At 58.2% G+C, this 23,936-nt stretch carries 20 protein-coding genes; 9 read left to right on the top strand and 11 right to left on the bottom strand.

The annotated features are described in order from the left end of the window. Positions 1-3: 3 nt before the first annotated feature. The 7 genes from GRH90_RS18560 to GRH90_RS18530 form a co-directional block, all read right to left on the bottom strand. A complete protein-coding gene (locus GRH90_RS18560; protein WP_162367453.1) occupies positions 4-2,043 on the bottom strand; it encodes a CocE/NonD family hydrolase in 2,040 nt (679 codons plus the stop codon). A 39-nt stretch (positions 2,044-2,082) separates the two neighbouring features. Then, on the bottom strand, positions 2,083-3,336 hold the full coding sequence (locus tag GRH90_RS18555; RefSeq protein ID WP_162367452.1) for an MFS transporter: 1,254 nt from the start codon (positions 3,334-3,336) through the stop codon (positions 2,083-2,085). Positions 3,337-3,442: 106 nt separating this feature from the next. Next, positions 3,443-5,020 (bottom strand): ABC transporter substrate-binding protein, encoded by a 1,578-nt coding sequence (locus tag GRH90_RS18550; RefSeq protein WP_162367451.1) that lies wholly within the window; start codon positions 5,018-5,020, stop codon positions 3,443-3,445. Beyond that, positions 5,017-6,027 (bottom strand): ABC transporter ATP-binding protein, encoded by a 1,011-nt coding sequence (locus tag GRH90_RS18545; protein WP_162367450.1) that lies wholly within the window; start codon positions 6,025-6,027, stop codon positions 5,017-5,019. The genes GRH90_RS18550 and GRH90_RS18545 overlap by 4 nt, the downstream gene beginning before the upstream one ends. Continuing rightward, positions 6,020-6,988 (bottom strand): ABC transporter ATP-binding protein, encoded by a 969-nt coding sequence (locus GRH90_RS18540; RefSeq protein ID WP_162367449.1) that lies wholly within the window; start codon positions 6,986-6,988, stop codon positions 6,020-6,022. The genes GRH90_RS18545 and GRH90_RS18540 overlap by 8 nt, the downstream gene beginning before the upstream one ends. Continuing rightward, positions 6,988-7,905 carry an ABC transporter permease gene (locus GRH90_RS18535; RefSeq protein ID WP_162367448.1) on the bottom strand — a complete coding sequence of 306 codons (918 nt, stop codon included), beginning with the start codon at positions 7,903-7,905 and terminating at the stop codon, positions 6,988-6,990. The genes GRH90_RS18540 and GRH90_RS18535 overlap by 1 nt, the downstream gene beginning before the upstream one ends. 2 nt (positions 7,906-7,907) lie before the next feature. Next, on the bottom strand, positions 7,908-8,852 hold the full coding sequence (locus tag GRH90_RS18530; RefSeq protein ID WP_162367447.1) for an ABC transporter permease: 945 nt from the start codon (positions 8,850-8,852) through the stop codon (positions 7,908-7,910). A gap of 311 nt (positions 8,853-9,163) precedes the next feature. Between GRH90_RS18530 and GRH90_RS18525 the strand changes: the two genes are divergently transcribed. The 8 genes from GRH90_RS18525 (at position 9,164) to GRH90_RS18490 (ending at position 19,931) form a co-directional block, all read left to right on the top strand. Then, on the top strand, positions 9,164-9,655 hold the full coding sequence (locus GRH90_RS18525) for a 2-thiouracil desulfurase family protein (RefSeq protein ID WP_162367446.1): 492 nt from the start codon (positions 9,164-9,166) through the stop codon (positions 9,653-9,655). Positions 9,656-10,254: 599 nt separating this feature from the next. After that, entirely contained in the window at positions 10,255-10,680 is a 426-nt protein-coding gene (locus GRH90_RS18520; RefSeq protein ID WP_162367445.1) for a MarR family winged helix-turn-helix transcriptional regulator, read from the top strand. A gap of 548 nt (positions 10,681-11,228) precedes the next feature. Next, entirely contained in the window at positions 11,229-11,852 is a 624-nt protein-coding gene (gene gmk, locus GRH90_RS18515; RefSeq protein ID WP_162367444.1) for a guanylate kinase, read from the top strand. Between the two features lie 54 nt (positions 11,853-11,906). Continuing rightward, positions 11,907-12,182, top strand: a complete 276-nt coding sequence (gene rpoZ / locus GRH90_RS18510) for a DNA-directed RNA polymerase subunit omega (protein ID WP_132924177.1) — start codon at positions 11,907-11,909, stop codon at positions 12,180-12,182. Positions 12,183-12,202: 20 nt separating this feature from the next. Continuing rightward, complete coding sequence (gene spoT / locus GRH90_RS18505; protein ID WP_162367443.1) at positions 12,203-14,320, top strand: bifunctional GTP diphosphokinase/guanosine-3',5'-bis pyrophosphate 3'-pyrophosphohydrolase; 2,118 nt, start codon at positions 12,203-12,205, stop codon at positions 14,318-14,320. Between the two features lie 80 nt (positions 14,321-14,400). Then, on the top strand, positions 14,401-16,482 hold the full coding sequence (gene recG / locus GRH90_RS18500) for an ATP-dependent DNA helicase RecG (RefSeq protein WP_162367598.1): 2,082 nt from the start codon (positions 14,401-14,403) through the stop codon (positions 16,480-16,482). Positions 16,483-16,726: 244 nt separating this feature from the next. Continuing rightward, on the top strand, positions 16,727-18,106 hold the full coding sequence (locus GRH90_RS18495) for a nucleobase:cation symporter-2 family protein (protein ID WP_376766092.1): 1,380 nt from the start codon (positions 16,727-16,729) through the stop codon (positions 18,104-18,106). 136 nt (positions 18,107-18,242) lie between these two features. Then, positions 18,243-19,931: an AsmA family protein gene (locus GRH90_RS18490; protein ID WP_162367441.1), complete on the top strand. Its 1,689-nt coding sequence runs from the start codon at positions 18,243-18,245 to the stop codon at positions 19,929-19,931. Positions 19,932-19,996: 65 nt separating this feature from the next. Here GRH90_RS18490 and fabY read toward each other — a convergent pair whose 3' ends face one another. The 4 genes from fabY to yihX are packed head-to-tail and all read right to left on the bottom strand — an operon-like array spanning position 19,997 to position 22,876. Then, entirely contained in the window at positions 19,997-20,938 is a 942-nt protein-coding gene (gene fabY, locus GRH90_RS18485) for a fatty acid biosynthesis protein FabY (RefSeq protein WP_162367440.1), read from the bottom strand. 32 nt (positions 20,939-20,970) lie between these two features. Further along, positions 20,971-21,408: a D-aminoacyl-tRNA deacylase gene (gene dtd / locus GRH90_RS18480; RefSeq protein ID WP_162367439.1), complete on the bottom strand. Its 438-nt coding sequence runs from the start codon at positions 21,406-21,408 to the stop codon at positions 20,971-20,973. Next, positions 21,405-22,259 carry a virulence factor BrkB family protein gene (locus tag GRH90_RS18475; protein WP_162367438.1) on the bottom strand — a complete coding sequence of 285 codons (855 nt, stop codon included), beginning with the start codon at positions 22,257-22,259 and terminating at the stop codon, positions 21,405-21,407. Before GRH90_RS18475 ends, dtd begins: the two co-directional genes overlap by 4 nt. A 29-nt stretch (positions 22,260-22,288) precedes the next feature. Beyond that, positions 22,289-22,876: a glucose-1-phosphatase gene (gene yihX, locus GRH90_RS18470; RefSeq protein WP_162367437.1), complete on the bottom strand. Its 588-nt coding sequence runs from the start codon at positions 22,874-22,876 to the stop codon at positions 22,289-22,291. Positions 22,877-23,152: 276 nt separating this feature from the next. Between yihX and deoR the strand changes: the two genes are divergently transcribed. Further along, on the top strand, positions 23,153-23,926 hold the full coding sequence (deoR, locus tag GRH90_RS18465; protein WP_162367436.1) for a DNA-binding transcriptional repressor DeoR: 774 nt from the start codon (positions 23,153-23,155) through the stop codon (positions 23,924-23,926). Positions 23,927-23,936: the final 10 nt, after the last annotated feature.

The following is a 23,936-nucleotide window of genomic DNA, read 5'->3' as shown; positions in this document are numbered from 1 at the left end:
TAATCAGGTGTTTTTGCCGTTAATTCTTGCGGCAAATTGCTGTTCCCACCGCCGTTCAAACACCACCTGCTGGTTTTCCCGCGCTTCATAGCGGGAGGTCAGGATCAGCGCGGAGTCTTTCCAGGCCAGGGTTGTTTCGCTGCGCAGCTCGATATGCCAGCCGGGCCGGGTATAACGCTGCATCCGTACTGCCTCCCAGCGGGCGCTTTCAGGCGTGGCGCCGATATCGTAGGACTCATGGCCCTCGCCGTCAAAACTCAGCTCGCCGATGCGGGTCTGCTGCCGTTTGGCATCCATGGTCAGCCGGTGCGTACCGCTGGCCGCGTCCCATTGTACCTGGCGTGACGTGACTTCCCGCGCCAATATATCATGGTCCAGCGCGGGCGCAGAACGGGCGGCCCCAAACGGCCCGGCGCGATCCAGCACGTCCGGCGCACGGGACGGCAGGCGGAACACCGCGCCGTGCGGGAACAGCGTTACCGGCCCCTGGCCGGGCTCGGCCCAGGCCATAGGCCAGTAGGTGGTCGACAGCGCCAGGCGCACCCGGCAGCCAGGGGAAAAACGGTAGGCAACGCCTTTTAACGGCAATACCACCCGAAAGGCCTGCCCGGCCGGCACATCGGGACGCACCAGCCGATGGATGCCAAAGGTAATGCGGGCGGAGCGGCCGTCGGCGGCTACCTCGTTTAACCGTAGGATCACCATGGCCGAGGGAGTATCAAAAGCAATATCCACTTCCAGCCCGGCCTTGCCGCATAGGATCAACGGCTCATTAAGGACCGGGGTATCAAAGCAGACCGACAGGCCGTCGTCCTGGCGCTGATCGTCCTGGAATTCCGGCGCGTTGCCGCCGCCGTCCAATGGGCACCACTCGCCGGCCATCAGGCCGCAGTGCATCGGCGTATCTATCACCAGCGAGGATGTGGGCGTATGCGTCGGCGCGTTCATTGAGGCGGACGCGGGCACAGGCGGAGGCGGAAGGTCCGACAACCGGCCGTCGGCCAGGTAGAAATCCCGGCTTGGCGAAGCCACCGGCCAGCCCGGCGCGGTGATCCACTGGCCATCGAGAGTCAGCGACGAGGGTTCCGAACGTAAATGCTCCCCCTGCCAGAGATCCAGCATCGGCTCGTCCATAATACCGGTCTCCTCACCCAGCAGCCATTGCCGCCAAAAGCGTTGGCAAACGCCGAGGAAATCGATAGCCGGTCCCGGCGTGCCCCAGTTAGGATAGATATGGGTCCAGGGACCGATCAGCCCTTTGCGCGGCACGTTCAGGTTTGCCATCAGGCGCAGGATGGCGTCGGAATAACCATCGGTCCAGCCGCCCACCGCATAGACCGCGCACTGGATATCGTCGTAGTTTTCGCATACCGATCCGTGCCGCCAGAAATCGTCGCGCTCCATATGCGCCAGCCATCGGCCGAGCGGCGGCTCCATGCCCTCAAGGCGTTGCAGCCATAAATCGCGCCAGCCCTCGCCCACATGGGCCGGGTCCAGCGGCCGGCCCAGCTGGGTAAACAAGCCGCTGCCCCATTGCAGCCCGTCGGTCAGCAGCGCCCCGCCCATGAAATGCACGTCGTCGGCATAACGATCGTCGGTGGAACAACAGGTAATAATGGCCTTCAGCGCCGGCGGCCGGCGGGCGGCGATCTGCAGCGCGGCAAAACCGCCCCAGGAGATGCCGATCATGCCGACGTTGCCGTTGCACCACGGCTGGGCGGCGATCCAGGCTATTACCTCCACCGCGTCATCCTGCTCCCGGGCCAGGTACTCGTCTTGCAGCAGCCCGGTGGAGTTGCCGCTGCCGCGCAGGTCGATACGCATGGCGGCCATGCCATGGGCGGCGAAGAAGCCGTGGATCATCGAGTCGCCCACCGCCGTATTATCGGATTGGCGATAAGGAATCCATTCGAGCACCAGCGGAACCCGGGTGTCGCCATCCGGCAACCACAGTCGGGCGGCAAGCCGCACGCCATCCGACAGGGGAATGACTATCTGGCGATACGCGGGTACCGCAAGTAATGGTTCAATAGTGTCTGACATGCTGGTGCCTCCCGGCGATAACGGATAAAAGTAGGGAAATCACGCGTTGCGCCGGGCGCTAAAGCAATCCCAGCCGGCGATGGCGGCTACGCCGGCCAGGCATGCCAGGCCGCCGATGATCATGGTCAGCGGCAGCCCGAGCAGTTCGGCCGCGCCGCCGCAGATCATGGCGCCGATGGGCACGGTGCCAATCAGCATCATGGAATAAAAGGACATCAGCCGTCCGCGCAGGGCGTCGGGCACCCGGTGCTGGAGCAGCGAGTTCGAGCTCAGGTTCTGGGTTAAAATGGCATAACCTATCGGCGCGGCTATCAGGGCGCTCAGCCAGAACAGGTGCGACAGGCCCAGGCAAACCTGGGAGACGCCCAGCATCAGCGCCGCCCACATCGGCCAGGGGCGCATCTTGCCGATATCGCTGCTCCACGCCAGGCGCAGGGCGGCCGTCAGCGCGCCGACGCCGGTAATGCTCATCAGGATGCCCGACCCGGCGGGGCCGCCTTTTAACACCGTATCCGCCAGCATGGGCAAAAAGGAAAAATACGGCACGCTGGTCAGGCTGCATAAACCGACCAACAGCAGGATACGCAGGGCGTCGGGATCCTGGCGCAGGAACCTCAGACCTTCCCCCATCTCCGTCAGCAGGCTACCGCTACGGGTCACCGGCGGGCGCTGCGGGATGCGCATGGTGGATAAAAACAGGATCAGCGGCACATAGGAGGCGGCGATAAAGGCAAAACACCATCCTTCCCCGACGGTATCCACCAGCACGCCGCCCAGTGCCGGTCCGATAAGACGGGCGCCGTTAAAAATAACCGAGTTCAGCGCCAGCGCGTTGCCCAGGTCGTTATATTCCACCAGGTCGACCACCAGCGACTGCCGTCCCGGCAGGTCAAACGCGCTGATAAGGCCCAGTCCCAGCGCGATAAAGATGGCAATTTCACCGGTAATCCAATGATTTAACGTTAGCACCGACAACAGCGCAACCAACAGCGTCAGGCCGATTTGCGTGGCCAGTACCAACCGGCGACGGTCGCAGCGATCGACGATAACGCCGGTAAACAGGCCAAACAGCAGGATCGGTCCCTGGCTGCAAAAAGCCAGCAGCCCAAGCATGACCGGCGACGACACGCCCAGCCGCCAAATCAGCCAGCCAAGGGCAATCGTATGAATCCAACTGCCGATCACCGATAACAGCTGACCGCCGAAAAATCGTCGGTAATTAGGATGCCTCAGTGCGCTGGCGGCGGTGCGTACGCTTTTTTTAGGGGCGAGGGGAATACGGGCAGTAGTCAAGGAAGCTCCCACATCCGGCCCCGGGCGCAATCATAAGCCCCGGGCCGATATTCTCTTTTTCAGTGATAAGCCCGGCGATATGCGCCCGGGCGGTAAAGCCGGATAATCAGACGCTCTTAATCTCGCGGAACAGCGGCCACTGGCCGTCAGGCGTCCAGGCGCCCTTGATATGGGTAGGCGTCACCCAGGCGTTGCTGCCGTGATACAAAAAGACATAGGCGCCGGTCTCCTCCAGCTGATCCTGCAGCTTGACGTACATGGCGGCCCGTTTAGCCTGATCCAGCTCGTTGGCCGCATCGGTGTTCAACTGGTCCCATGCCTTATCGCAGGTGCGCTGGGTATTCCAGATGCCCACCTGGCTACAGGTAAACCACGCGGTGACCCAGCTGGCGTCGGGCGCGGTGGTAAAGGTGGTCATGCGCAACTGGGCGTCCTTCCAGGCGGTGCCTTCGGACTCCTGGCCCGCAGCCACAAACGCGGCGCCATCCATCTGGTTGATTTTAAGCTGGATGCCCACTTCCGCCAGCTGTGACTGGATAACCTGGGCCACGGTGCCGCCGTCGGTGGAGGTCGTTAAATCCAGCCGCAGTTGCAAATTGTCGACGCCGGCCTCCTTCAGCAACCTTTTGGCGGCGTCCGGGGAATAGGGATAGATATTTTTGCCGCGAGCGCCGGACAACGGCGGCGGCACCAGGCCGAATGCCGGTTTCACCGCGCCGCCGAAGGCGGCGTCCAGGATGGACGGTACGTCGATCGCCTGCTGGATGGCCCGGCGTACCCGCAGGTCTTTCAGCAGGGGGTGTTCGACATTCATGCCCAGCCAGGTATAGGCCAGCGCCGGTCGAACGGTGAGCGTCGTGCCGTCCACGCCCTGCTGGTACTTGGGGATGGCGCTGATATTGATTTTGGTCATATCCAAATCGCCGGCTTCAAAGGCAATTTGCGCCGTATTCAGATCGCCGATCGGCACCAGTTGGATCTGGTCGTAAAAACTGTGCGGGCCGCTCCATTTGTCATTGCGCACCAGGGTCAGCCGTTCGCGCGGCAACCATTCGCCAATTCTATACGGACCGGAGGAGGCCAGCGGATCGGTGGCGATTTTTTTGTCCTTGGCGGCTTCCACCGCTTTTTTACAGACGATCAGGCCCGAGGCGTGCGGCAGGGTACTGGTGAACAACGGCGCAAAAGGGTGCTTGAGGTGGATAATGCCCTCATAGGTGCCTTTGACCTCCACGTGATCCAGCGCTTCCCAGTCGGAGGCATAGATGGCGGAGAGTTTCGGGTCCAGGAAACGCTCATACGAGTATTTAACGTCCTCCGCCGTCATTTCGCCGAAGTCGCCGGTCCATTTAATGCCGGGCTTAAGCTTGAAATGCACCGTCAGCGGGTCGACCTGCTCCAGCATTTCAGCCGCATCCAGCTGCCAGCCCCATTCGGTGCCCGCCTTGTACTGGCACAGGCCGGAGTACACCGCGAACATCACCATTTCGTCATACCAGCCGCTGCGGTTGGCCGGATCCAGATTGGTAATATCCAAATCGTTCTGGACCCGCAGGATCTTATTCTTATTATCCGCGGCAAACGCCAGCGTCTGGCCGCCGATCATCAGCGAGCTGGAAGCCCCGGCGGCAAGGATTGCCATCGTCTTGAGAAGGGAACGTCGGTTCATCGAGGGGCCTTTCATGGGTGCATCTCCTTTACTATGATGCGGTTGGGCTGAGCCTGTTTGGGTTGAGCGTTAATTAAAGGGGTATGACAGGAAACCTGATGCTCCCCGCTGAGTGGACGTAATACCGGCGCGGCCGAACGGCACAGGCCGGTCGCCAATGGACAGCGGGTATGGAATTCACAGCCGGAAGGCCGGCGGGACAGGGTGGGCACCTCGCCTGCCAACGCGCCGGCACCGGGCAGGTTATGTTTGCTTTTGGCGCTCAGCAGCGCCCGGGTGTACGGGTGGGCCGGTAGTCGAAACACCATGTCGGTGGGGCCGGTTTCCACAATGCGCCCGAGATACATGATGGCGATGCGGTCAGTCACATGACGGGTAATGGCCAGGTTATGGGTAATTATCAGATAGCTCATGCCCAGCTCGTGCTGCAGCGAGGTCAGCAGGTTAAGCAGTTCGCCCTGCACCGACAAATCCAGTCCCGCGGTGGGTTCGTCGGCAATAATCAGCTTGGGCCGCAGCGCCAGCGCGCGGGCCACCGCAACCCGCCGCGCCTGGCCGCCGGACAGCTGATGGGGATAGCGGTCCAGGAATAGCGACGGCAGTCCCACCAGGTCGAGCAGACGGGACGCCTCCTGCCGGCGCTTAATCTCACGGCCGTTAACGGTGAAAGGCTCGGTGACCAGATGTTCAACGGTCATGCGCGGGTCGAGCGCGGCCATCGGGTCCTGGAAAATCAGTCCGGTTTCCCGGCGGATGGCGCGCCATGACAGATCGCTGGCGTCATTCGGCGCCCGGCCGTTGACCTGGATGCTGCCGCGCGCGGCGGGCGCCAGGCCGATAACCGCACGGCCTAAGGTGGTTTTGCCGCTGCCGCTTTCGCCGATAAGTCCCAGGGTCTTGCCCGGCGGCACATGCAGGCTGACGCCCGCCAATACATCCACATGACTGACGGCGCCGGGCCGCAGGCGGCTTAGCAGGGTACCCGTCTTGTAGCGAACCACTAAATCCTGGATCTCAAGCATGGGCGCTCACCTTATGACAACGAACCACCCAGCCGCCGGCGTCAAGCACGGTGTCGGGCGGGGTTTCCACGCTGCAGGGAGCAAAGGCCGCCCCGCAGCGGGGCTGGAAAGGGCAGCCGACCCGATCGACGCTTGGCATCGGCACGGAGCCGGCGATAAACGGCAGTTCACGCGTGGCCACCTCAATCCGCTCCGGGTCGCAGGCTAGCAGCGCCTGCGTATAGGGATGGGACGGCGAGGTAAAAATCTGCTGTATCGGGCCGGCTTCGACTATTTCCCCGGCGTACATCACCGCCACCTTGTCGCAAAGGGCGCTGACCAAGTGCAAATCGTGGGTCACGAAGATGATGGCCCCGTCCACCAGCTTCCGGCTGGCCCGGAGTACCTCCACCACCTGCATTTCGGTGGTGGCGTCCAGCGCGGTAGTGGGTTCGTCGGCGATCAGCAGCTCCGGTTCGGTCAGCAGGGCGGCGGCAATGGCGATGCGCTGGCGAATGCCGCCGCTCAGCTCATGGGGATACTGCATTAACCGTCCTTGGGGGTCGGAGATGCCGACGCGCTCGAGCATCACCAGGGCGCGCGCCATCTTGTCCGCCCTGGAGCCCGGTTTATGATGCTGAAACGCCAGCAATTGCTTGCCGATGGTAATGACTGGATTAAGGGCGGTGAACGGGTCTTGGGATACCGTGGCGATACCGTTGCCGCGCAGTTTGCGCTTGGCGTATTCCGGCAGGCCGAGCAGGTTTTGCCCTTTATAGCGCAGTTGGCCGCTGGCGTGGGCGTTGGCCGGCAGCAGGGTAAGCATGGCGCCGACCAGCGTCGATTTGCCCGAACCACTCTCCCCCACTAATCCCAGGACCTCGCCTTTGTCCACACAGAGGGAAATATTGCGTACCGCTTTCAGCGGGCCTTTGGCCGAGTCATAGGTGACCGACAGATCTTCGATTTCCAGCAGGGCCATCAGCGCCCTCCCCGTGATTGTTGCGCGGTGCGCGGGTCCAGCGCATCGCGCAGCGCTTCGCCAAGGAAGGTAAACCCCAGGGTGGCCAGGATAATGGGAATGCCGGCGGCGATAACGATATGCGGCGCCTGGCGGATAAAGGAGTAGCCGTCGTTAAGCACCGTGCCCCAGCTGGCATCGGGAGGCTGAACGCCCTGGCCGAGGAAACTCAGCCCGGATTCGATGGCAATAACCGCCGGGATATCCATCGCCACCAGCACCAGCAGGGTGCCGACCAGATTGGGGATCAGGTGGCGGAACACCACGCTCAGGGGCGAGGCGCCCATGGCGCGGGCGGCGACGATATATTCCATGCGTTTCAGCACCCGCGTCTGGCTGCGCACCACCCGGAAATACCCCGGCACCATAAAGGTGACGATAATCATGATGATGGTGACCACGCTTGAGCCGATAAGCGTCACCACCGCCAGCGCGAATAAAATCATCGGAATCGACATCAGCGCGTCGCAAAACAACATCAGCAGCGTATCGATTTGCCGGGGACCATACCCGGCCAGCAGCCCCAGCATGGACCCGATCAGCAGCGCGCCGCCGGTACCGATAAACGCCACCGTCATGGCGATACGGCTGCCATAAATCAGGCGCGAGAGAATATCGCGCCCCAACTGATCGTTGCCCAGCCAATACTCCATGCTGGGCCCCTTGAGACGCAGCGCCGCCTTGATGGCAATGGGATCGTGCGGAGCCAGCCAGGGAGCGAAGACGGCACAGGCCAGCAGCGCGACGACGCAGATCAACGCAAAACGGCCCATGCCGCCCGACCAGACCTGGCGCAGCACCCGAAACGCGCCGGGACGTGGCGCGGCGGCGGCGGGCAGGGTATCCAGCCCGGCGGTGGAGGTAGTGATAAGAGCCATAATCAGAGCTCCTGCCGCACGCGCGGGTCGAGAAAGGTATTAATCAAATCGGCAATCAGGTTGGCCAGCACATAAAAACCCGAGGTCACCACCACCGTGCCCATCACCACCGGGAAATTACGCGAAATGACCGAATCAAAAGCCAGTTTTCCCAGTCCCGGACGGGCAAAGACGATTTCGGTCAGCACCGCGCCGGACAGTAGCGAGCCAATGCCGACGCCGAGCACCGACACCACCGGCACCACCGCAATCGGCAGCGCATAACGCATGGCGATCAGCCGCTCGCCGATGCCAAAAGCGCGATAGGTGCGAATATGATTTTCCTTGAGTACCTCCAGCATCGACGCCCGCACCAGACGCGATATATAGCCGATCCAGCTCAGGCCCACCGTCAAAGAAGGCAACACCAGGGCATTGAGCTGGGAAACGGGATCGCCCTGACGCCCCGCGCCAATGGCGGGAAACCATTTCAGGGTGACCGCAAAAATAAGCAGGGCGTAGATCGCCACCACAAAAGCCGGCAGGGCGATAACGCTGGTGGACAGGAGGCCGATAAGACGGTCGGCCAGGCTATTCTGGCGCAGCGCCGCCCAGCAGCCCAGCGGGATACCGAGCAGGATTGCCCAGGCAATGGCCGACAGGGCGAGGATCAGGGTATTGGGCAGGGCCCTGGCAATCAATTGGCTCACCGGCCGGCGGGTAAGAACATCTTCGCCCAGGTCGCCGGTGGCCACATTACCGATAAAGCGGCCAATCTGTACGATGGCCGGCCGGTCCAGGCCCATATGTTCGCGCAGCGCCTGTTTTTGCGCCTCGCTGGCGCGCGGCCCCAGCGCCACCGACGCCGGATCGCCCGGCACCAGGAACACCAGGCAAAAAAGTAACGAAATGGCAAGCAGCATCACTGAAGCCGCCAGCACCAGCCGCCGAAGCAGGTAGAAAAACATAAGCGCAGCCTGTTTAAATTTTCGCTAGGGAACATCCGCCGGCACACCGGTGAAAACGCGGTGGACGGACCGGATTCCGCCGGGTAGGAGCGGGAAACGTAAGCAAGCTTGCCAGTGTTTATCAAAGATGAACGTCGTAATTACGACACGTTTTCGCAAAAGAACGACATATAAGAACGACGTATGCTTCGATACGCGGCCACCCTCTGCCGGCAAGGACACAGCAGGTTTTTTGCCTTTGGCAGTCACATATTGCACTTATTACCAGCGGCTTTATCATAAGGTGGTATCGGTGGCGCCTGCGGATGAACATGGATAAAATTCTAATCAGCGCCTGCCTGGCAGGCTTTAACGTCCGTTATAACGGTTCGGCCAAAACGCTGCTCCATCCCGCGTTGCAGCAGTGGCGTAATGAGGGACGCCTGGTGGTGTGCTGCCCGGAGCTGGCGGCGGGTTTCAGCACGCCGCGGCCACCGGCGGAAATTACCGTGGGCCGCTATGGCGACACCCGGGTCAGCGAAGGGGCGAAGGTTATCGAGAACACTGGCCAAGACGTTACCGAACGCTATCTCCTCGGGGCCTACCTGACGTTAAAAATGGCGCAACTCCATCAGTGCCGCTATGCGCTGCTGACCGACGGCAGCCCTTCCTGCGGTAGCCAGACCATTTACGCCGGCGCATTTAACGGTGATACCAAATCCGGTTATGGGGTAACCGCCCAGTTATTGCATGAACACGGAATCGTTGTTTTTTCCCACCGGCAAATAGATCGGCTAACTCGCCGCGTAGCGGCTCGAGAATAAAAATAATGCCTTTATCTCTTTGTATAATCTGACAATAACCAGCCGGCCATCGGGTAGGATAAAAAACATAATAATTACAAATCAACAACTTAAATAAAATATCCGCGCGTTAAATCCAGGGCATCAGTTTTTGTGAGGAATTTATTTAAATTAATTTTTTTATCCCTTATTACTTTCCTATGAAAAAGAATAAGTGATTCATTTTTATTAATTTATAGATATTTATAAACACCATATACATCATGTAGTTACACCATTTATATTTGATAACAAATATAAAGATAGCTGACTATCAAGTTAATGTAAAAGTAATAAAATAAAATAAAGTATCACTGCCGTGATAACTCCATATTATATGCGTATTTTTCTATTAGTCATGTTTCAAAATAGAAAAGATTCATATAAACTGCGCTGGCAATAAACAACGCGTCATGTATATGGCTCCCTTCAAGGAAGAGCTTATTATTGATTTTCGTAACGCTTCATACGGTCAATTTTGACAAACCGAGGGGACACTTTATTCCCTGTATCGCCATAACAAATTTTTAACCTGCCATCGCGGCAAGTGAATCGCCTTAATTTCACAGAGAGATACCATAATGGAAAAAGTAATTGATATGTCAGTCACCGTAGAATCTTTATCACGCATCTATCATCGCCTGAGAAAAGAAGTGAACGGTCAACTGGTTAACGAAGGACTTTCATTGTCCAAAATGAAGATCCTGCAATTGATAACCCTCGGCAAAACCAGCGCTACCGATATCAAGAACTATATGGGTTTCTCTTCCCGTACGGTGGTGACCGTGCTGGACGCATTGGAAAAAGACGAGATGTTGCAACGTCAGCAAAGCCCGACCGATCGTCGTGTAAAACATGTTTATATTACGGAAAAAGGCCGCGACAAACTGGAAATTGCCCAACAGACCCATCGGGCTATCCTGGAGCGTATTCTTGCGCCGCTGTCGGAATCGCAATTGGAAAAATTCAGTGAGATTTGCAGTGCGCTTGAAGCCAGTCAGCGCTAATTGCCGTTTCAGCAGTCGAATGACGTATTCTAAAATGGTGGTGTATACCAGTTCACCCGTAAAACATAAGCAAGGCTAAACTTTTTTCATCAACAAGCGGTCATTTGTTGGTGAAGAAAGCCATCCCTGGAATCAGGAAATATAAGCCGTGCTTGATAAACATACGCCAATAGATTCTTCTGGCAGCGCGAGGTGAAATTAAGTCCTCGCGGTAATAACCATTACTCTACAAGGTGATATAAGCGGCGGTCGGTGTCCCTGTCCCGTTATATATCTGCTGTCGATGATAGCTGTTAATCATTGTTAGCATCACATCAATTAAATTTTATTTATGTAATACCCGAAAAGTATAAACTGCATCTACTATTTTCGAGCTCGTTGTTTTACCGGAGCCGTCTATTTTAACGGCGGCAACGGCACAAAACCCTCGCCCAGGCTGCGAGGGAAGCTGCAACATGGCTCAATGCCGTGTATAATGTGTCAGGATATCGCCTTCACATGTTGATTTATCAACTACCGTTATCAACTACAGCCGAAAAATTCCCACTATGGTCCATGGTACGCTCTACATTGTTTCCGCACCTAGCGGCGCGGGAAAATCAAGCCTGATCCAGGCGTTGCTTAAAACACAACCGCTGTACGACACCCAGGTATCGATCTCCCACACCACACGGCCCATACGTCCGGGGGAAACGCACGGAGAACACTATTTCTTCGTTTCCGAGGCTGAGTTTACGCGCATGATCCGGGAAGAATGCTTTCTGGAATATGCCAATGTCTTCGGTAATTATTACGGAACTTCGCGTGAAGCGATCGAACAGATATTATCCACCGGCGTGGATGTTTTTCTGGATATCGATTGGCAGGGCGCGCAGCAAATCCGTGAGCGGATGCCGCAGGCGCGCAGCATTTTTGTGCTGCCCCCCTCCAGGGAAGAACTGGACAGGCGCCTGCGCGGCCGCGGCCAGGACAGCGAAGAGGTCATAGCGCGGCGCATGGCGCAGGCGGTGGCTGAAATGTCGCATTATGCCGAGTATGATTATCTGATTGTGAATGACGAATTCAATACGGCCTTAATGGATTTGAAAACCATTATCCGTGCCGAACGCCTGCGTCTTGGCCGCCAAAAGTTACGGCATGACGCTTTAATCACCAAACTGTTGGCGGACTGAAACAACTTTCAGTATGATGCCCAGTCATTTCTCTATTTGCGGAGTAGCTCACATATGGCACGCGTAACTGTACAAGACGCCGTTGAAAAAATTGGTAACCGTTTTGACCTGGTGCTGGTCGCTGCCCGTCGCGCTCGCCAACTTCAGGTCGGCGGTAAAGATCCCCTGGTGGCGGAAGAAAACGATAAGTTTACCGTTATCGCCCTGCGTGAAATAGAAGAAGGCCTGATCACCAATCAGATCCTCGACTTGCGGGATCGCCAGGAACAGCAGGAGCAGGAAGCCGCGGAAATCCAGGCGGTTACCGCGATTGCTGAAGGTCGTCGCTAAACTCGGACAACGGTTCACAATTGTATCTGTTTGAAAGCCTGAATCTATTGATTCAACGATACCTGCCCGAGGATCAGATCAAACTCCTCCGGCAGGCATATCTTGTCGCCCGTGATGCCCACGAGGGACAGTCACGCTCCAGCGGCGAGCCTTACATCACCCATCCGGTTGCCGTGGCCTGTATCCTGGCCGAGATGCGTCTCGATCATGAAACGCTGATGGCGGCGCTGCTGCATGATGTAATTGAGGATACGCCGGCCACTTACCAGGACATGGAACAGCTGTTCGGTAAAAGCGTGGCCGAACTGGTCGAAGGCGTTTCCAAACTTGATAAGCTGAAGTTCCGCGACAAGAAAGAAGCCCAGGCGGAAAACTTCCGCAAAATGATCATGGCCATGGTGCAGGATATCCGCGTCGTGCTGATCAAACTTGCCGACCGCACCCACAATATGCGCACCCTCGGCGCCCTGCGTCCGGATAAACGCCGCCGCATTGCCCGTGAAACCCTCGAAATTTACAGCCCGCTGGCCCATCGGCTGGGCATCCATCATCTCAAGACCGAACTTGAGGAGCTGGGCTTCGAGGCGCTGTATCCCAACCGCTACCGGGTTATCAAGGAAGTGGTCAAGGCCGCGCGCGGCAACCGTAAAGAGATGATCCAGAAAATTCTGGCGGAAATCGAAGGACGGCTGACCGAAGCGGGTATCCCCTGCCGCGTCAGCGGGCGCGAAAAGCACCTTTACTCTATCTACTGCAAGATGCATCTGAAAGAGCAGCGCTTTCACTCCATTATGGATATCTACGCCTTCCGGGTTATCGTCGGCGAAGTGGACACCTGCTACCGGGTGCTGGGGCAGATGCATAGCCTGTATAAACCGCGCCCCGGCCGGGTGAAGGATTATATCGCCATTCCCAAGGCCAACGGCTATCAATCATTGCACACCTCGATGATAGGCCCCCATGGCGTGCCGGTGGAAGTGCAAATCCGCACCGAGGACATGGACCAGATGGCGGAAATGGGGGTGGCGGCGCACTGGGCGTATAAAGAACAGGGTGAAACCGGCACCACGGCGCAGATCCGCGCGCAGCGCTGGATGCAAAGCCTGCTGGAGCTACAGCAAAGCGCCGGCAGCTCGTTTGAATTTATTGAAAGCGTTAAGTCCGATCTGTTTCCGGACGAAATTTATGTATTTACCCCGGAAGGTCGTATCGTCGAGCTGCCGGCCGGCGCCACGCCGGTGGACTTCGCTTATGCGGTGCACACCGATATCGGCCACGCCTGCGTCGGCGCCAGGGTCGACAGGCAGCCTTATCCCTTGTCCCAGGCCCTGACCAGCGGGCAGGCGGTGGAAATCATTACCGCCCCCGGCGCCCGGCCCAATGCCGCCTGGCTGAATTTTGTCGTCAGCTCCAAGGCGCGTGCCAAAATCCGCCAGATGTTGAAAAACCTTAAGCGCGATGACTCGGTAAGCTTAGGCCGGCGATTATTAAACCACGCGCTCGGCGGCAGCCGTAAACTGGCCGAAGTTCCGCCGGAAAATATCCAGCATGAGCTGGACCGGATGAAACTGGCCACCCTGGACGATCTGCTGGCGGAAATCGGCCTGGGCAATGCCATGAGCGTGGTGATTGCCCGTAATCTCCAGGGCGATCAGTCCAATATGACGCCGACCGGCACCGCCGTCCCAGGCCCCAAGACCCTGCCGATCAAAGGCGCGGAAGGGGTGCTTATCACCTTCGCCAAATGCTGCCGCCCTATTCCCGGCGATCCGATTATCGCCCATGTCAGCCCGGGCAAAGGGCTGGTGGTGCACCATGAATCCTGCCGCAATATCCGCGGCTACCAAAAAGAAGCGGAAAAATTCATGGCGGTGGAGTGGGATCTGGATACCGAGCAGGAGTTTATCGCCGAGATTAAAGCGGATATGTTTAATCACCAGGGCGCGTTGGCCAACCTGACTGCGGCGATCAATGCCGCCGACTCCAATATCCAGAGTCTGAACACCGAAGAGAAAGACGGGCGGGTCTACAGCGCGTTTATTCGCCTGACCGTGCGCGACCGTGTCCATCTGGCGAATATTATGCGTAAAATACGCGTTATGCCGGATGTGATACGGGTCACCCGTAACCGCAACTAACGTCCTGGCCGCCAACTGGCGCGACATCACGGCCGTTCCGCCATTGCGGGCCAGTTTACCTGCCACGGAGTGCTGAAATGATGGAAGGCCGTCTGCTGAATGCCATACCGCTGAGTTCGCTTTCAGGGGTCGGCCCCGCCCAGTCGGCAAAACTTGCGCGGCTTGGCCTGGAAAACCTGCAGGACCTGTTGCTGCATCTACCCTCGCGCTACGAGGATCGTACCCGCCTATACCCGATTAACGATGCGCTGCCCGGCATGTTTGTCACCGTGCAGGGCGAAGTGCTGGCCTGTGATATCAGCTTCGGCCGGCGGCGCATGCTGACCTGCCGCATGCGCGACGACAGCGGCATGATTACCCTGCGTTTCTTTAACTTCAACGCCGCGATGAAAAACAGCCTTGCCCCAGGCAGGCGCGTCACCGCCTATGGTGAAATTCGCCGCGGCCAGCAGGGCGCCGAAATCATCCATCCGGAATACCATGTGCTCGGCGATCGGGACGATGTCGCGCTTGAACCCTCGTTGACCCCGGTATATCCCACCACCGAAGGCGTGCGCCAGGCAACGCTGCGCAGCCTGACGGATCAGGCGCTGACGCTGCTCGATACCTGCCCGATTGCCGAACTGCTGCCGCCGGAGCTGTGCCGGGGCCTGATAAGCCTGCCCGATGCCCTGCGTACGCTGCACCGCCCCGCGCCGGACATTTCACTCGCCGATCTGGAGCTGGGCAAACACCCGGCGCAAAGACGGCTGATCCTGGAAGAACTGCTGGCCCATAATCTCAGTATGCTGGCGGTGCGGGCCGGGGTGCGCAAGGACCTGGCGCTGGCGCTCACCGCCGATCATCATCTTAAGCAACAATTCCTGGGCCTGCTGCCCTTTGCCCCGACCGGCGCGCAGCAACGGGTAGTGAATGAAATCGAGCGCGACCTGGCGCAGCCGGTGCCGATGATGCGTTTGGTGCAGGGCGACGTCGGCTCGGGCAAAACATTGGTGTCGGCCCTGGCGGCGCTGCGGGCCATTGCCCAGGGCAAACAGGTGGCATTGATGGCGCCGACCGAGCTGCTGGCCGAACAGCACGCGCAGACCTTCCGTAACTGGTTTGAGCCGCTGGGTATTGAAGTAGGCTGGCTGGCCGGCAAACAAAAGGGCAAGGCGCGCATTGCCCAGCAGGATGCCATCGCCGCCGGCGCCGTGTCCATGGTGGTGGGCACCCATGCGATTTTCCAGGAGCAGGTGCAATTCTCCGGGCTGGCGCTGGTGATTATCGACGAGCAGCACCGCTTCGGCGTGCACCAGCGCCTGGCGCTGTGGGAAAAGGGCCTGGCGCAAGGATTCCACCCCCACCAGTTGATCATGACCGCCACTCCGATCCCCCGTACGCTGGCCATGACCGCCTATGCCGATCTGGATACCTCGGTCATCGATGAATTGCCTCCCGGCCGTACGCCGGTAACCACGGTGGCCATCCCGGACACCCGGCGCGAGGATATTATCCAGCGGGTCCGGCAAGCCTGTTTGCAGGAACAGCGGCAGGCCTATTGGGTCTGTACCTTGATCGAGGAATCCGATCTGCTGGAAGCACAGGCGGCGCAGGCCACCTGGGAAGGACTGGAGGCCGCATTGCCGGAACTGAACATCGGGCTGGTGCACGGCCGGATGAAGTCGCAGGAAAAACAGCTGATCATGCAGGCATTCAAGGCCGGCGAGGTGCAACTGTTGGTGGCGACCACGGTGATCGAAGTCGGCGTCGACGTGCCGAATGCCAGCCTGATGATTATCGAAAACCCGGAACGGCTGGGACTGGCGCAGCTGCATCAACTGCGCGGACGCGTGGGACGCGGCGCGGTGGCCTCCCACTGCGTGCTGTTGTACAAATCGCCGCTGAGCAAGACCGCGCAACGGCGATTGCAGGTGTTAAGGGATACCAATGACGGTTTTATCATTGCCCAGCAGGATTTGGAGATTCGGGGACCCGGTGAACTGCTGGGCACCCGCCAGACCGGCAATGCGGAATTCAAAGTGGCGGACCTGCTGCGCGACCAGGCCATGATCCCGGAAGTGCAGCGGCTGGCGCGGCATATCCACCAAACCTATCCCGAATCCGCCCAGGCGCTGATCGAGCGCTGGATGCCGGAGCGCGTGCGTTATACCAATGCCTGAGGCAAATTTATCTACCCCGCGCCGATCGCGCGCTCAATATAAGCGCCTGGGGCGGATGTAATTTCCTTCGCGCGGCCGGAGCGGGCGATAAGCTGCCATGCCCGCGGACGGCCGGGGGAGAATATGCGTCGGCATTGACCTATATCAACCGGCGGAGATGAAGGTTAGGTGCAATCGTTTGCTTTTAAAAGCAGGATGATTAAAATGCCTCCTTTGCCGCCCAGGAAAGCATCCCAACATGACCATGCCAGCCTCAGAAGTCGATGACGCGCCGATTCCCGTTGCCAAAAGCGAACTGATTTATCATCTCGACGATCGCCCACCCCTGGCGGAAACCCTGTTTGCCGCCTGCCAACATCTGCTGGCCATGTTTGTCGCCGTCATTACGCCCGGTCTGTTGATTTGCCAGGCGCTGGGATTACCGGCGCAGGATACGCAACATATCATCAGCATGTCGCTATTTGCCTCCGGCCTGGCCTCGATACTGCAAATCAAGACCTGGGGGCCGGTGGGTTCGGGCCTGCTGTCGATCCAGGGCACCAGCTTTAACTTCGTTACGCCACTTATCATGGGTGGCCTGGCGCTGAAGAACGGCGGCGCCGATGTGCCCAGCATGATGGCGGCCCTGTTCGGCACCCTGATGGTGGCGTCCTGCACCGAAATACTGTTATCCAGGGTGCTGCATCTGGCCCGGCGCATTATTACCCCGCTGGTATCGGGTATCGTGGTGATGATCATCGGCATTTCGCTGATCCAGGTCGGATTGACCTCCATCGGCGGCGGCTTCGCCGCCATGGGCGACCATACCTTCGGCGCGCCCAAAAACCTGCTGCTGGCGGGCGTGGTGCTGCTGGTCATCATCCTGCTCAATCGCCAGCGCAACCCTTACCTGCGGGTCGCCTCGCTGGTGATCGCCATGGCGGTGGGCTATCTGGCGGCCTGGATGATGGGCATGCTGCCGGACACCGTCCCCGCGCCGGCGCAATCCCTCATCATGGTGCCGACCCCGCTGTATTATGGCCTGGGTTTTGACTGGGACCTGCTGATCCCGCTGATGTTGGTATTTATGGTCACGTCGCTGGAAACCATCGGCGACATCACCGCCACCTCCGACGTTTCGGAGCAACCGGTGCGCGGCCCCGTCTACATGCGGCGCCTGAAGGGCGGCGTGTTGGCCAACGGCCTGAACTCCATGCTGTCCGCCGTGTTTAATACCTTCCCGAACTCTTGTTTCGGCCAGAACAACGGCGTCATCCAGCTGACCGGCGTGGCCAGCCGTTACGTGGGCTTCGTGGTGTCGCTGATGCTGATAGCGCTGGGGTTGTTCCCGGCGGTCAGCGGTTTTGTGCAGAATATCCCCGAGCCGGTGCTGGGCGGCGCGACCATCGTCATGTTCGGCACCATTGCCGCGTCCGGCGTGCGTATCGTTTCCCGTGAACGGCTTAATCGCCGCGCCATTATGATTATCGCCCTATCGCTGGCGGTAGGGCTGGGCGTGTCGCAGCAGCCGCTGATTCTGCAATTCGCGCCGCAGTGGCTGAAAACCCTGATGTCCTCCGGCATTGCCGCCGGCGGCATTACCGCCATCATCTTGAATTTGCTGTTCCCACCCGAGCGCAATTGAATAGTTGGCTATCAATTTATGCGGCCGCCGTATCAATACGGCGGCTTTTTTTTACCTGAAGCACATTGGCTATTGAGAAGCCCCGTTAATTACGGCATAAACAGGGTAACCTTTATGACAGCGATGGATTTGAGCAATGAAATTTATTGGGAAACTCTTGTTATCAATACTTTTGATAGTGCTATTGATAATCGTCCTGATCTACGTGTTGCTGCAAACCACCTGGGGCGCCGGCTGGGTTGGCCGGTTGGTCACCCAGCACAGCGATTACCAGCTGTCCTTGAATAAAATCACCCATAGCTGGTCCGATCCGAGCGAAATTTATTTCGACAACATCTCCTTCGGACAAAAAGAACGCCGGGCTACCCTGGTCGCCAAACGACTGGTGGCCGGTTTCAGCGTGCGTCAATTCACCGACCCTTATCATTTCTACCGCATCCAGCTGCAGGACGGCACCCTGAACCTGGATCCCGCTTCGCTGGCATTCCCGCTGGAAGCGGACGTCCTGCAACTGAACGGTATGGCCATCCAGTCCCCCTACGGGGGCTGGGAGCTTAACGGCCAAAACGTCAATGCCGGCATTACCCCCTGGAAACCGGAAACCGGCTTTCCGCTGGGGCGAAATTCCCGTTTCCAAATTAGCGCCCGCTCCCTGACCCTTAACGGCATTCCGGCGGAAAACGTGCTGGTGCAGGGCGAAATCAATAATAACCAACTGCGGCTGGACAACCTGGGGGCCGATCTGTCCCAGGGGGAATTAACCGGTAATGCCCGACGTGACGAAGACGGCGCCTGGCAGGTGGATAACCTGCGCCTGAGCAATGTACGCATGCAAACCGCGCAAAGCCTGGATGAGTTCCTGCGCCAGCTGTCGGAAGTCCCTAAAATTACCATCCATCGCTTTGATTTGATCGATGCGCGCATGGAAGGCAAGAACTGGGCCTTTAGCGACCTGGATTTGACCCTGCGCAACATCACCTTTCAGGATGGCGACTGGTCGTCGGACGACGGCGCCCTGTCGTTTAATGCCAGCGACCTGATTAACGGCGCCGTGCATTTAAACGATCCGATAGCCAATATGACCCTGTCCCCGCAGGGTATTGAAATACGCCAGTTCAGCGGACGCTGGCAGGGGGGGCTGATGCGCACCTCGGGCCGCTGGCAGCGCGACGGCCAGCGTCTGGAGCTGGATGATTTCATGGTGGCTGGATTGGAATACACCTTGCCCGGACAATGGCTGGACAGCTGGCTGCAGCCCTTGCCTTCCTGGCTTGCCGAGGTGCAGGTGGATAAATTTACCGCCAACCGCAATCTGCTGATTGATATTAATCCCGCGTTTCCGTTTCAAATCACCGCACTCGACGGCTACGGTAAAAACCTGGTATTGGCGCGTGATCATCAATGGGGCGTCTGGTCCGGCAGCCTCAACCTTAACGGCAGCGACGCCACTTTTAATAAAATTGATGTCCGGCGCCCGTCGCTGGCGTTAACCGCCGATCGGGGCAAGATTGCCATTACCGAGCTCAGCGCCTTTGCCGGCGAGGGATTGTTCGAGGCGACGGCGGTGGTTAACCAGCAGGCAGAACGGGGATTTACGCTGAGCCTGAATGGCAGGGCGGTGCCGTTAACCGTATTGCAGCGCTGGGGATGGCCCATGGCGCCGTTGCCGGGCAACGGTAATGTGCAGTTAACGCTGACAGGTAAAATGCCCGCCAATGCGCTGTTTAAGCCCTCCCTTAACGGCAGGCTGCATGCGCTGAACGCGCAGGGCCAGACGGTAGATCAAACCATGGTCAACGGGGATCTGGCGCCGATCGCGCCATAAATGGCAGCGCTTGCGGGCATGCGCTTCAAATAGTTATGCAGGTTCGTCAGCGGTCTGGAACCGGCTTAACCGGCCTGGGATCCGCCGCGCTCCAGCGGTTTATCCGGCGCGGGGGGCAGCACCAGGTAGACGCCCCTGAAGATAGCGCCCTTATCCTCGTTGCCAAATAATTCCACCTCAAGCTGTACCCGCGCCTTACGTCCGCGCGCCAAACGGTCGAGATCCCCGCTCAGGGAGCTCAAATCCGCCACGGCGCAGGGGCGGCCGGTCACCGGGGTGAGATAGCGGATATGGGCATCGGCCAGGATAATGGTGCCGCCCAGCTGGCGCTCGCGCAACAATAGCCATATCAGGCCCCAGCCGGTCAGGGTCGCCAGTGAAAACAGGCTGCCGGCAAACAGGGTATGATGAGGGTTCTGGTTACCGGTTTCAGGCATGGTGGTCATAAACTTCTGGCCGGTGTACTGGCTGATGCGCACGCCCATCTTTTCACTAAGCGGGATATGCTGATACCAGGCCTGCTGCAATTGGCCGCACCAGTCCGGACGGTGCAGGATATCATCCAGCGTCACAATAGGCTTGATCATCAAAAAATGGCGTATCGGCGTGGTGGACGGCACCATGATTTCGCCCTGATTAATGAACCCCAGCTTGGCAAAAAAATCCACCGCGTCCTCGCGCGCGCTGCAGACTACGCGTTTCACTCCTTCCTGGCGGGCCACCGATTCCAGCGTCATGGCCACCAGGGTGCCCAGGCCCTTATCCTGCACCTGCGGATCCACTGCCAGGAATCTGATGGAGGCTTCGTTGTCGGCGTTAATATACAGCCGGCCAATGGCCACCGGCCTGCCATCCTCATCAACCACCATCTGGTGATGCGCCATCGCGTCATAGGCATCCCTTTCGGAGCCTTGCGGCTGATGCAACGGCTTGCGTAACATTTCCCAGCGGAACTGATAGTAGTCGCTTAGCTCTTTTTCGGTGTGGGGAACGCGCAGGTGATACATGCCATATTCTCTCTTTTAAGGTCTTTAACGTCTCAAACCTGAAGCCAAAAGGTCACCGGGCCGTCATTAACCAGCGAGACCTGCATATCCGCAGCAAAGCGGCCGGTCTCGGTCCTGATATCCGCCTGACGGCAGCAGTGGTTAAAATACGCATACAATTGTTCAGCAAGCTCCGGCGGCGCGGCGCGCGAGAAGCCGGGACGCAGCCCCTTATCGGTTTCCGCCGCCAGCGTGAACTGTGATACCACCAGCACGCTACCGCCGGCCTGACGAACATCAAGGTTCATTTTACCCTGCCGATCGCCGAATATCCGGTAGGCTAAAACGCGCTCACATAGCTTTGCCGCCTTTTGCCTGTCGTCATCCCGCTCGACGCCCAACAGGATCAATAATCCGGGACCGATGGCCCCAACGCTGTCACCCTCGATGGCGACCTCCGCGCGTAGCACCCGTTGTATCAAGGCAATCATCGGGATAACCTCTCCTCTTGCCGCAAGCGCCGATGCTCCGTCAGCGAGGCGGTGATCTCCGCCCCCAGCAATACAATACACCAGCTCCAATACACCCAAAGAAATAAGATGGGTATCACCGCCAGCACGCCATAGATCAGCTGATACGACGGGAACATGGTGACATATAAGCCGAAGGCCTTTTTACCCAGTTCAAACAGCGCGCCGGCGACCAACGCGCCGATCAGGGCATCGCGGCCGGGAACGCGAACCGTCGGCACGACGCAGTATAATAACCAGAACGAGGCGCAGGAGAGCAACAGCGGGAAGACCCGCAGCACTGCGGTCACCAGCGTGGTGGTGCCGGTATTGTTCAGCCAGGTCAGGGAAATCAAATATGAGCTTATCACCATGCTGGCGCCGGTGAGTATCGGCCCCAGCGTTAACACCATCCAGTAAACCGCAAAAGAGAAAATGATCGGCCGCTTGTTTTTGCTGCGCCAGATGCTGTTGAGCACCGTATCGACTGAATAAATCAGCAGCAGCGCGGTCACGATCAGCCCACAGGTTCCCACCGCCGTCATTTTGCTGGTATTGAGGATAAACTGCTCGAGATAACGCTGGATCACGTCGCCGGTCGCCGGCATAAAGTTATGGAAGATAAAACTTTTCAGCTGCACGCTGGCGCCGGAAAATACTGGAAACGCGGCAATAAGCGCAAAAACGACGGTAATCAGCGGTACCAGCGAGAGCAGGGAAACATAGGCCAGGTGTCCGGCCAACACCGTCATCCCGTCATGGTCGATGCGTTTATATAACAGGGCGCAGTACGAGAAAAAACGGGTGATTTTTTTCCGATAAGCAGGTTTCATCGCCACAGCCTCCCCGATGAATACGCCACTTATGCAAAATAAGCGGGTATTACGCCCGGATCCGTTACATGAACCGACTCTAAGCCTACGCTTTGCGCACCCAGGATATTATCCGCGTTATCATCGAAGAAAACCGCGTCCCGTGCGCCCACCCCTTCCTGCTCCAGCACGGCGCGATAAATGGCCGGATCGGGTTTGCGCATGCCGAGATCCTGTGACAAATAGAGTTTATCCACGCACTGCTGGATTTCAGGATACTGGCTCGGCCAATAGTCACAATGTAAACGATTGGTATTGGACAGGATGACTACCCGGTGGCCCTGCTCGCGCAGGCGACGGATGATATCGATAACCCCTGGCCTTACGCCGACAAACACCGCCTGCCAGCCGGCAGTGAACTGCTCAAAGCTCAAGGCAATGCCCAGCTCGTTACAGATCAGGGCGGCAAAGGCCTCATCGGTAATATCCCCCCTTTCGTGCTGCTCGAACGCTTCCCCCATGACGAACTGCTTCTTCAGGCGGGCCAGGGGCACACCGCTGAGATTACTCCATACACCCAGTACGCGGCTGAAATCGATATCTATCACGACATTACCCAAATCAAAGATATAAAGCATGGCTCCCTCCCAATCTTTCATCATGTTCCCACTGTAGCGGTAAATGCGCCGACTGAACAGTCATGAACACGTATTCGGTTGGTTTCGAATGCATACCTCTTTTGAGTACGGGTAACCTGGCCATCGGACCCTTGCCGCGATGACCGATCATCACTCCTTGGGTTATGACGCCTTAACCACGCATATCAAGACAGCCCGCACGGTTTGCGCGGTTATATCATTGAAGGTAAAATTGCCAGCCTGTTTGTTGTGTTCACCACACATTGTCGGGACAATATGGAAACGCGGCGGGAAGAAAGGATTCATAAGCTGATACTGGCCCTGAAGCGGGAAGACAAAATGCATTTAAAAGATGCAGCCCTGCTGCTCGGCGTCTCGGAAATGACCATCCGCCGCGATCTCAGCGCCGAACCCGCGCAGGTGGTGCTGCTCGGCGGTTATGTGGTTAACGATCCGCGCAATCACAACGTCACCCACTATTTTGTCTCGGATCAAAAGGCCAAGCACGTAGAGGAAAAGAGCATCGCCGGACGTCTAGCGGCGGCGCTGATTGAGCCGGACGATACGGTTTTTTTTGACTGCGGCACCACCACCTCGTTTATCATCGACGCCATCGGCGACGACCTGCCCTTTACCGCCATCTGTTATTCCCTGAACACGTTCCTGGCCCTGCAGGACCGTTCCAACTGCAAAGTCATCCTGTGCGGTGGCGAATTCCATCCCGCCAACTGTATCTTCACGCCGCTGACACAGCATTCCATCCTGGATAATATCCGCCCCGACAAAGCCTTTATCTCCGCGGCGGGCATTGATATACGCTTTGGCGCCACCTGCTTCAACTTTGACGAACTCACCATGAAGCATCGCGCGTTATCCAGGTCGCAGCAGGCGATAGTGGTGGCCGATCACAGTAAATTTGATAACACCAAGGCCGCCTTCATCGGCGCCTTGTCCCTGTTTAATATCCTGATAACCGATCAATCGCCGCACCGCAAATTCCATGATTATTGCCGGCAGCATAAAATAACGCTGCGGTACCCTCGGGAATAACGGAGCGTTG

The organism is Acerihabitans arboris (genome assembly GCF_010131535.1).
GTDB classification, from domain to species: domain Bacteria; phylum Pseudomonadota; class Gammaproteobacteria; order Enterobacterales; family Enterobacteriaceae; genus Acerihabitans; species Acerihabitans arboris.
This window is presented reverse-complemented; position numbering and strand designations above follow the sequence as displayed.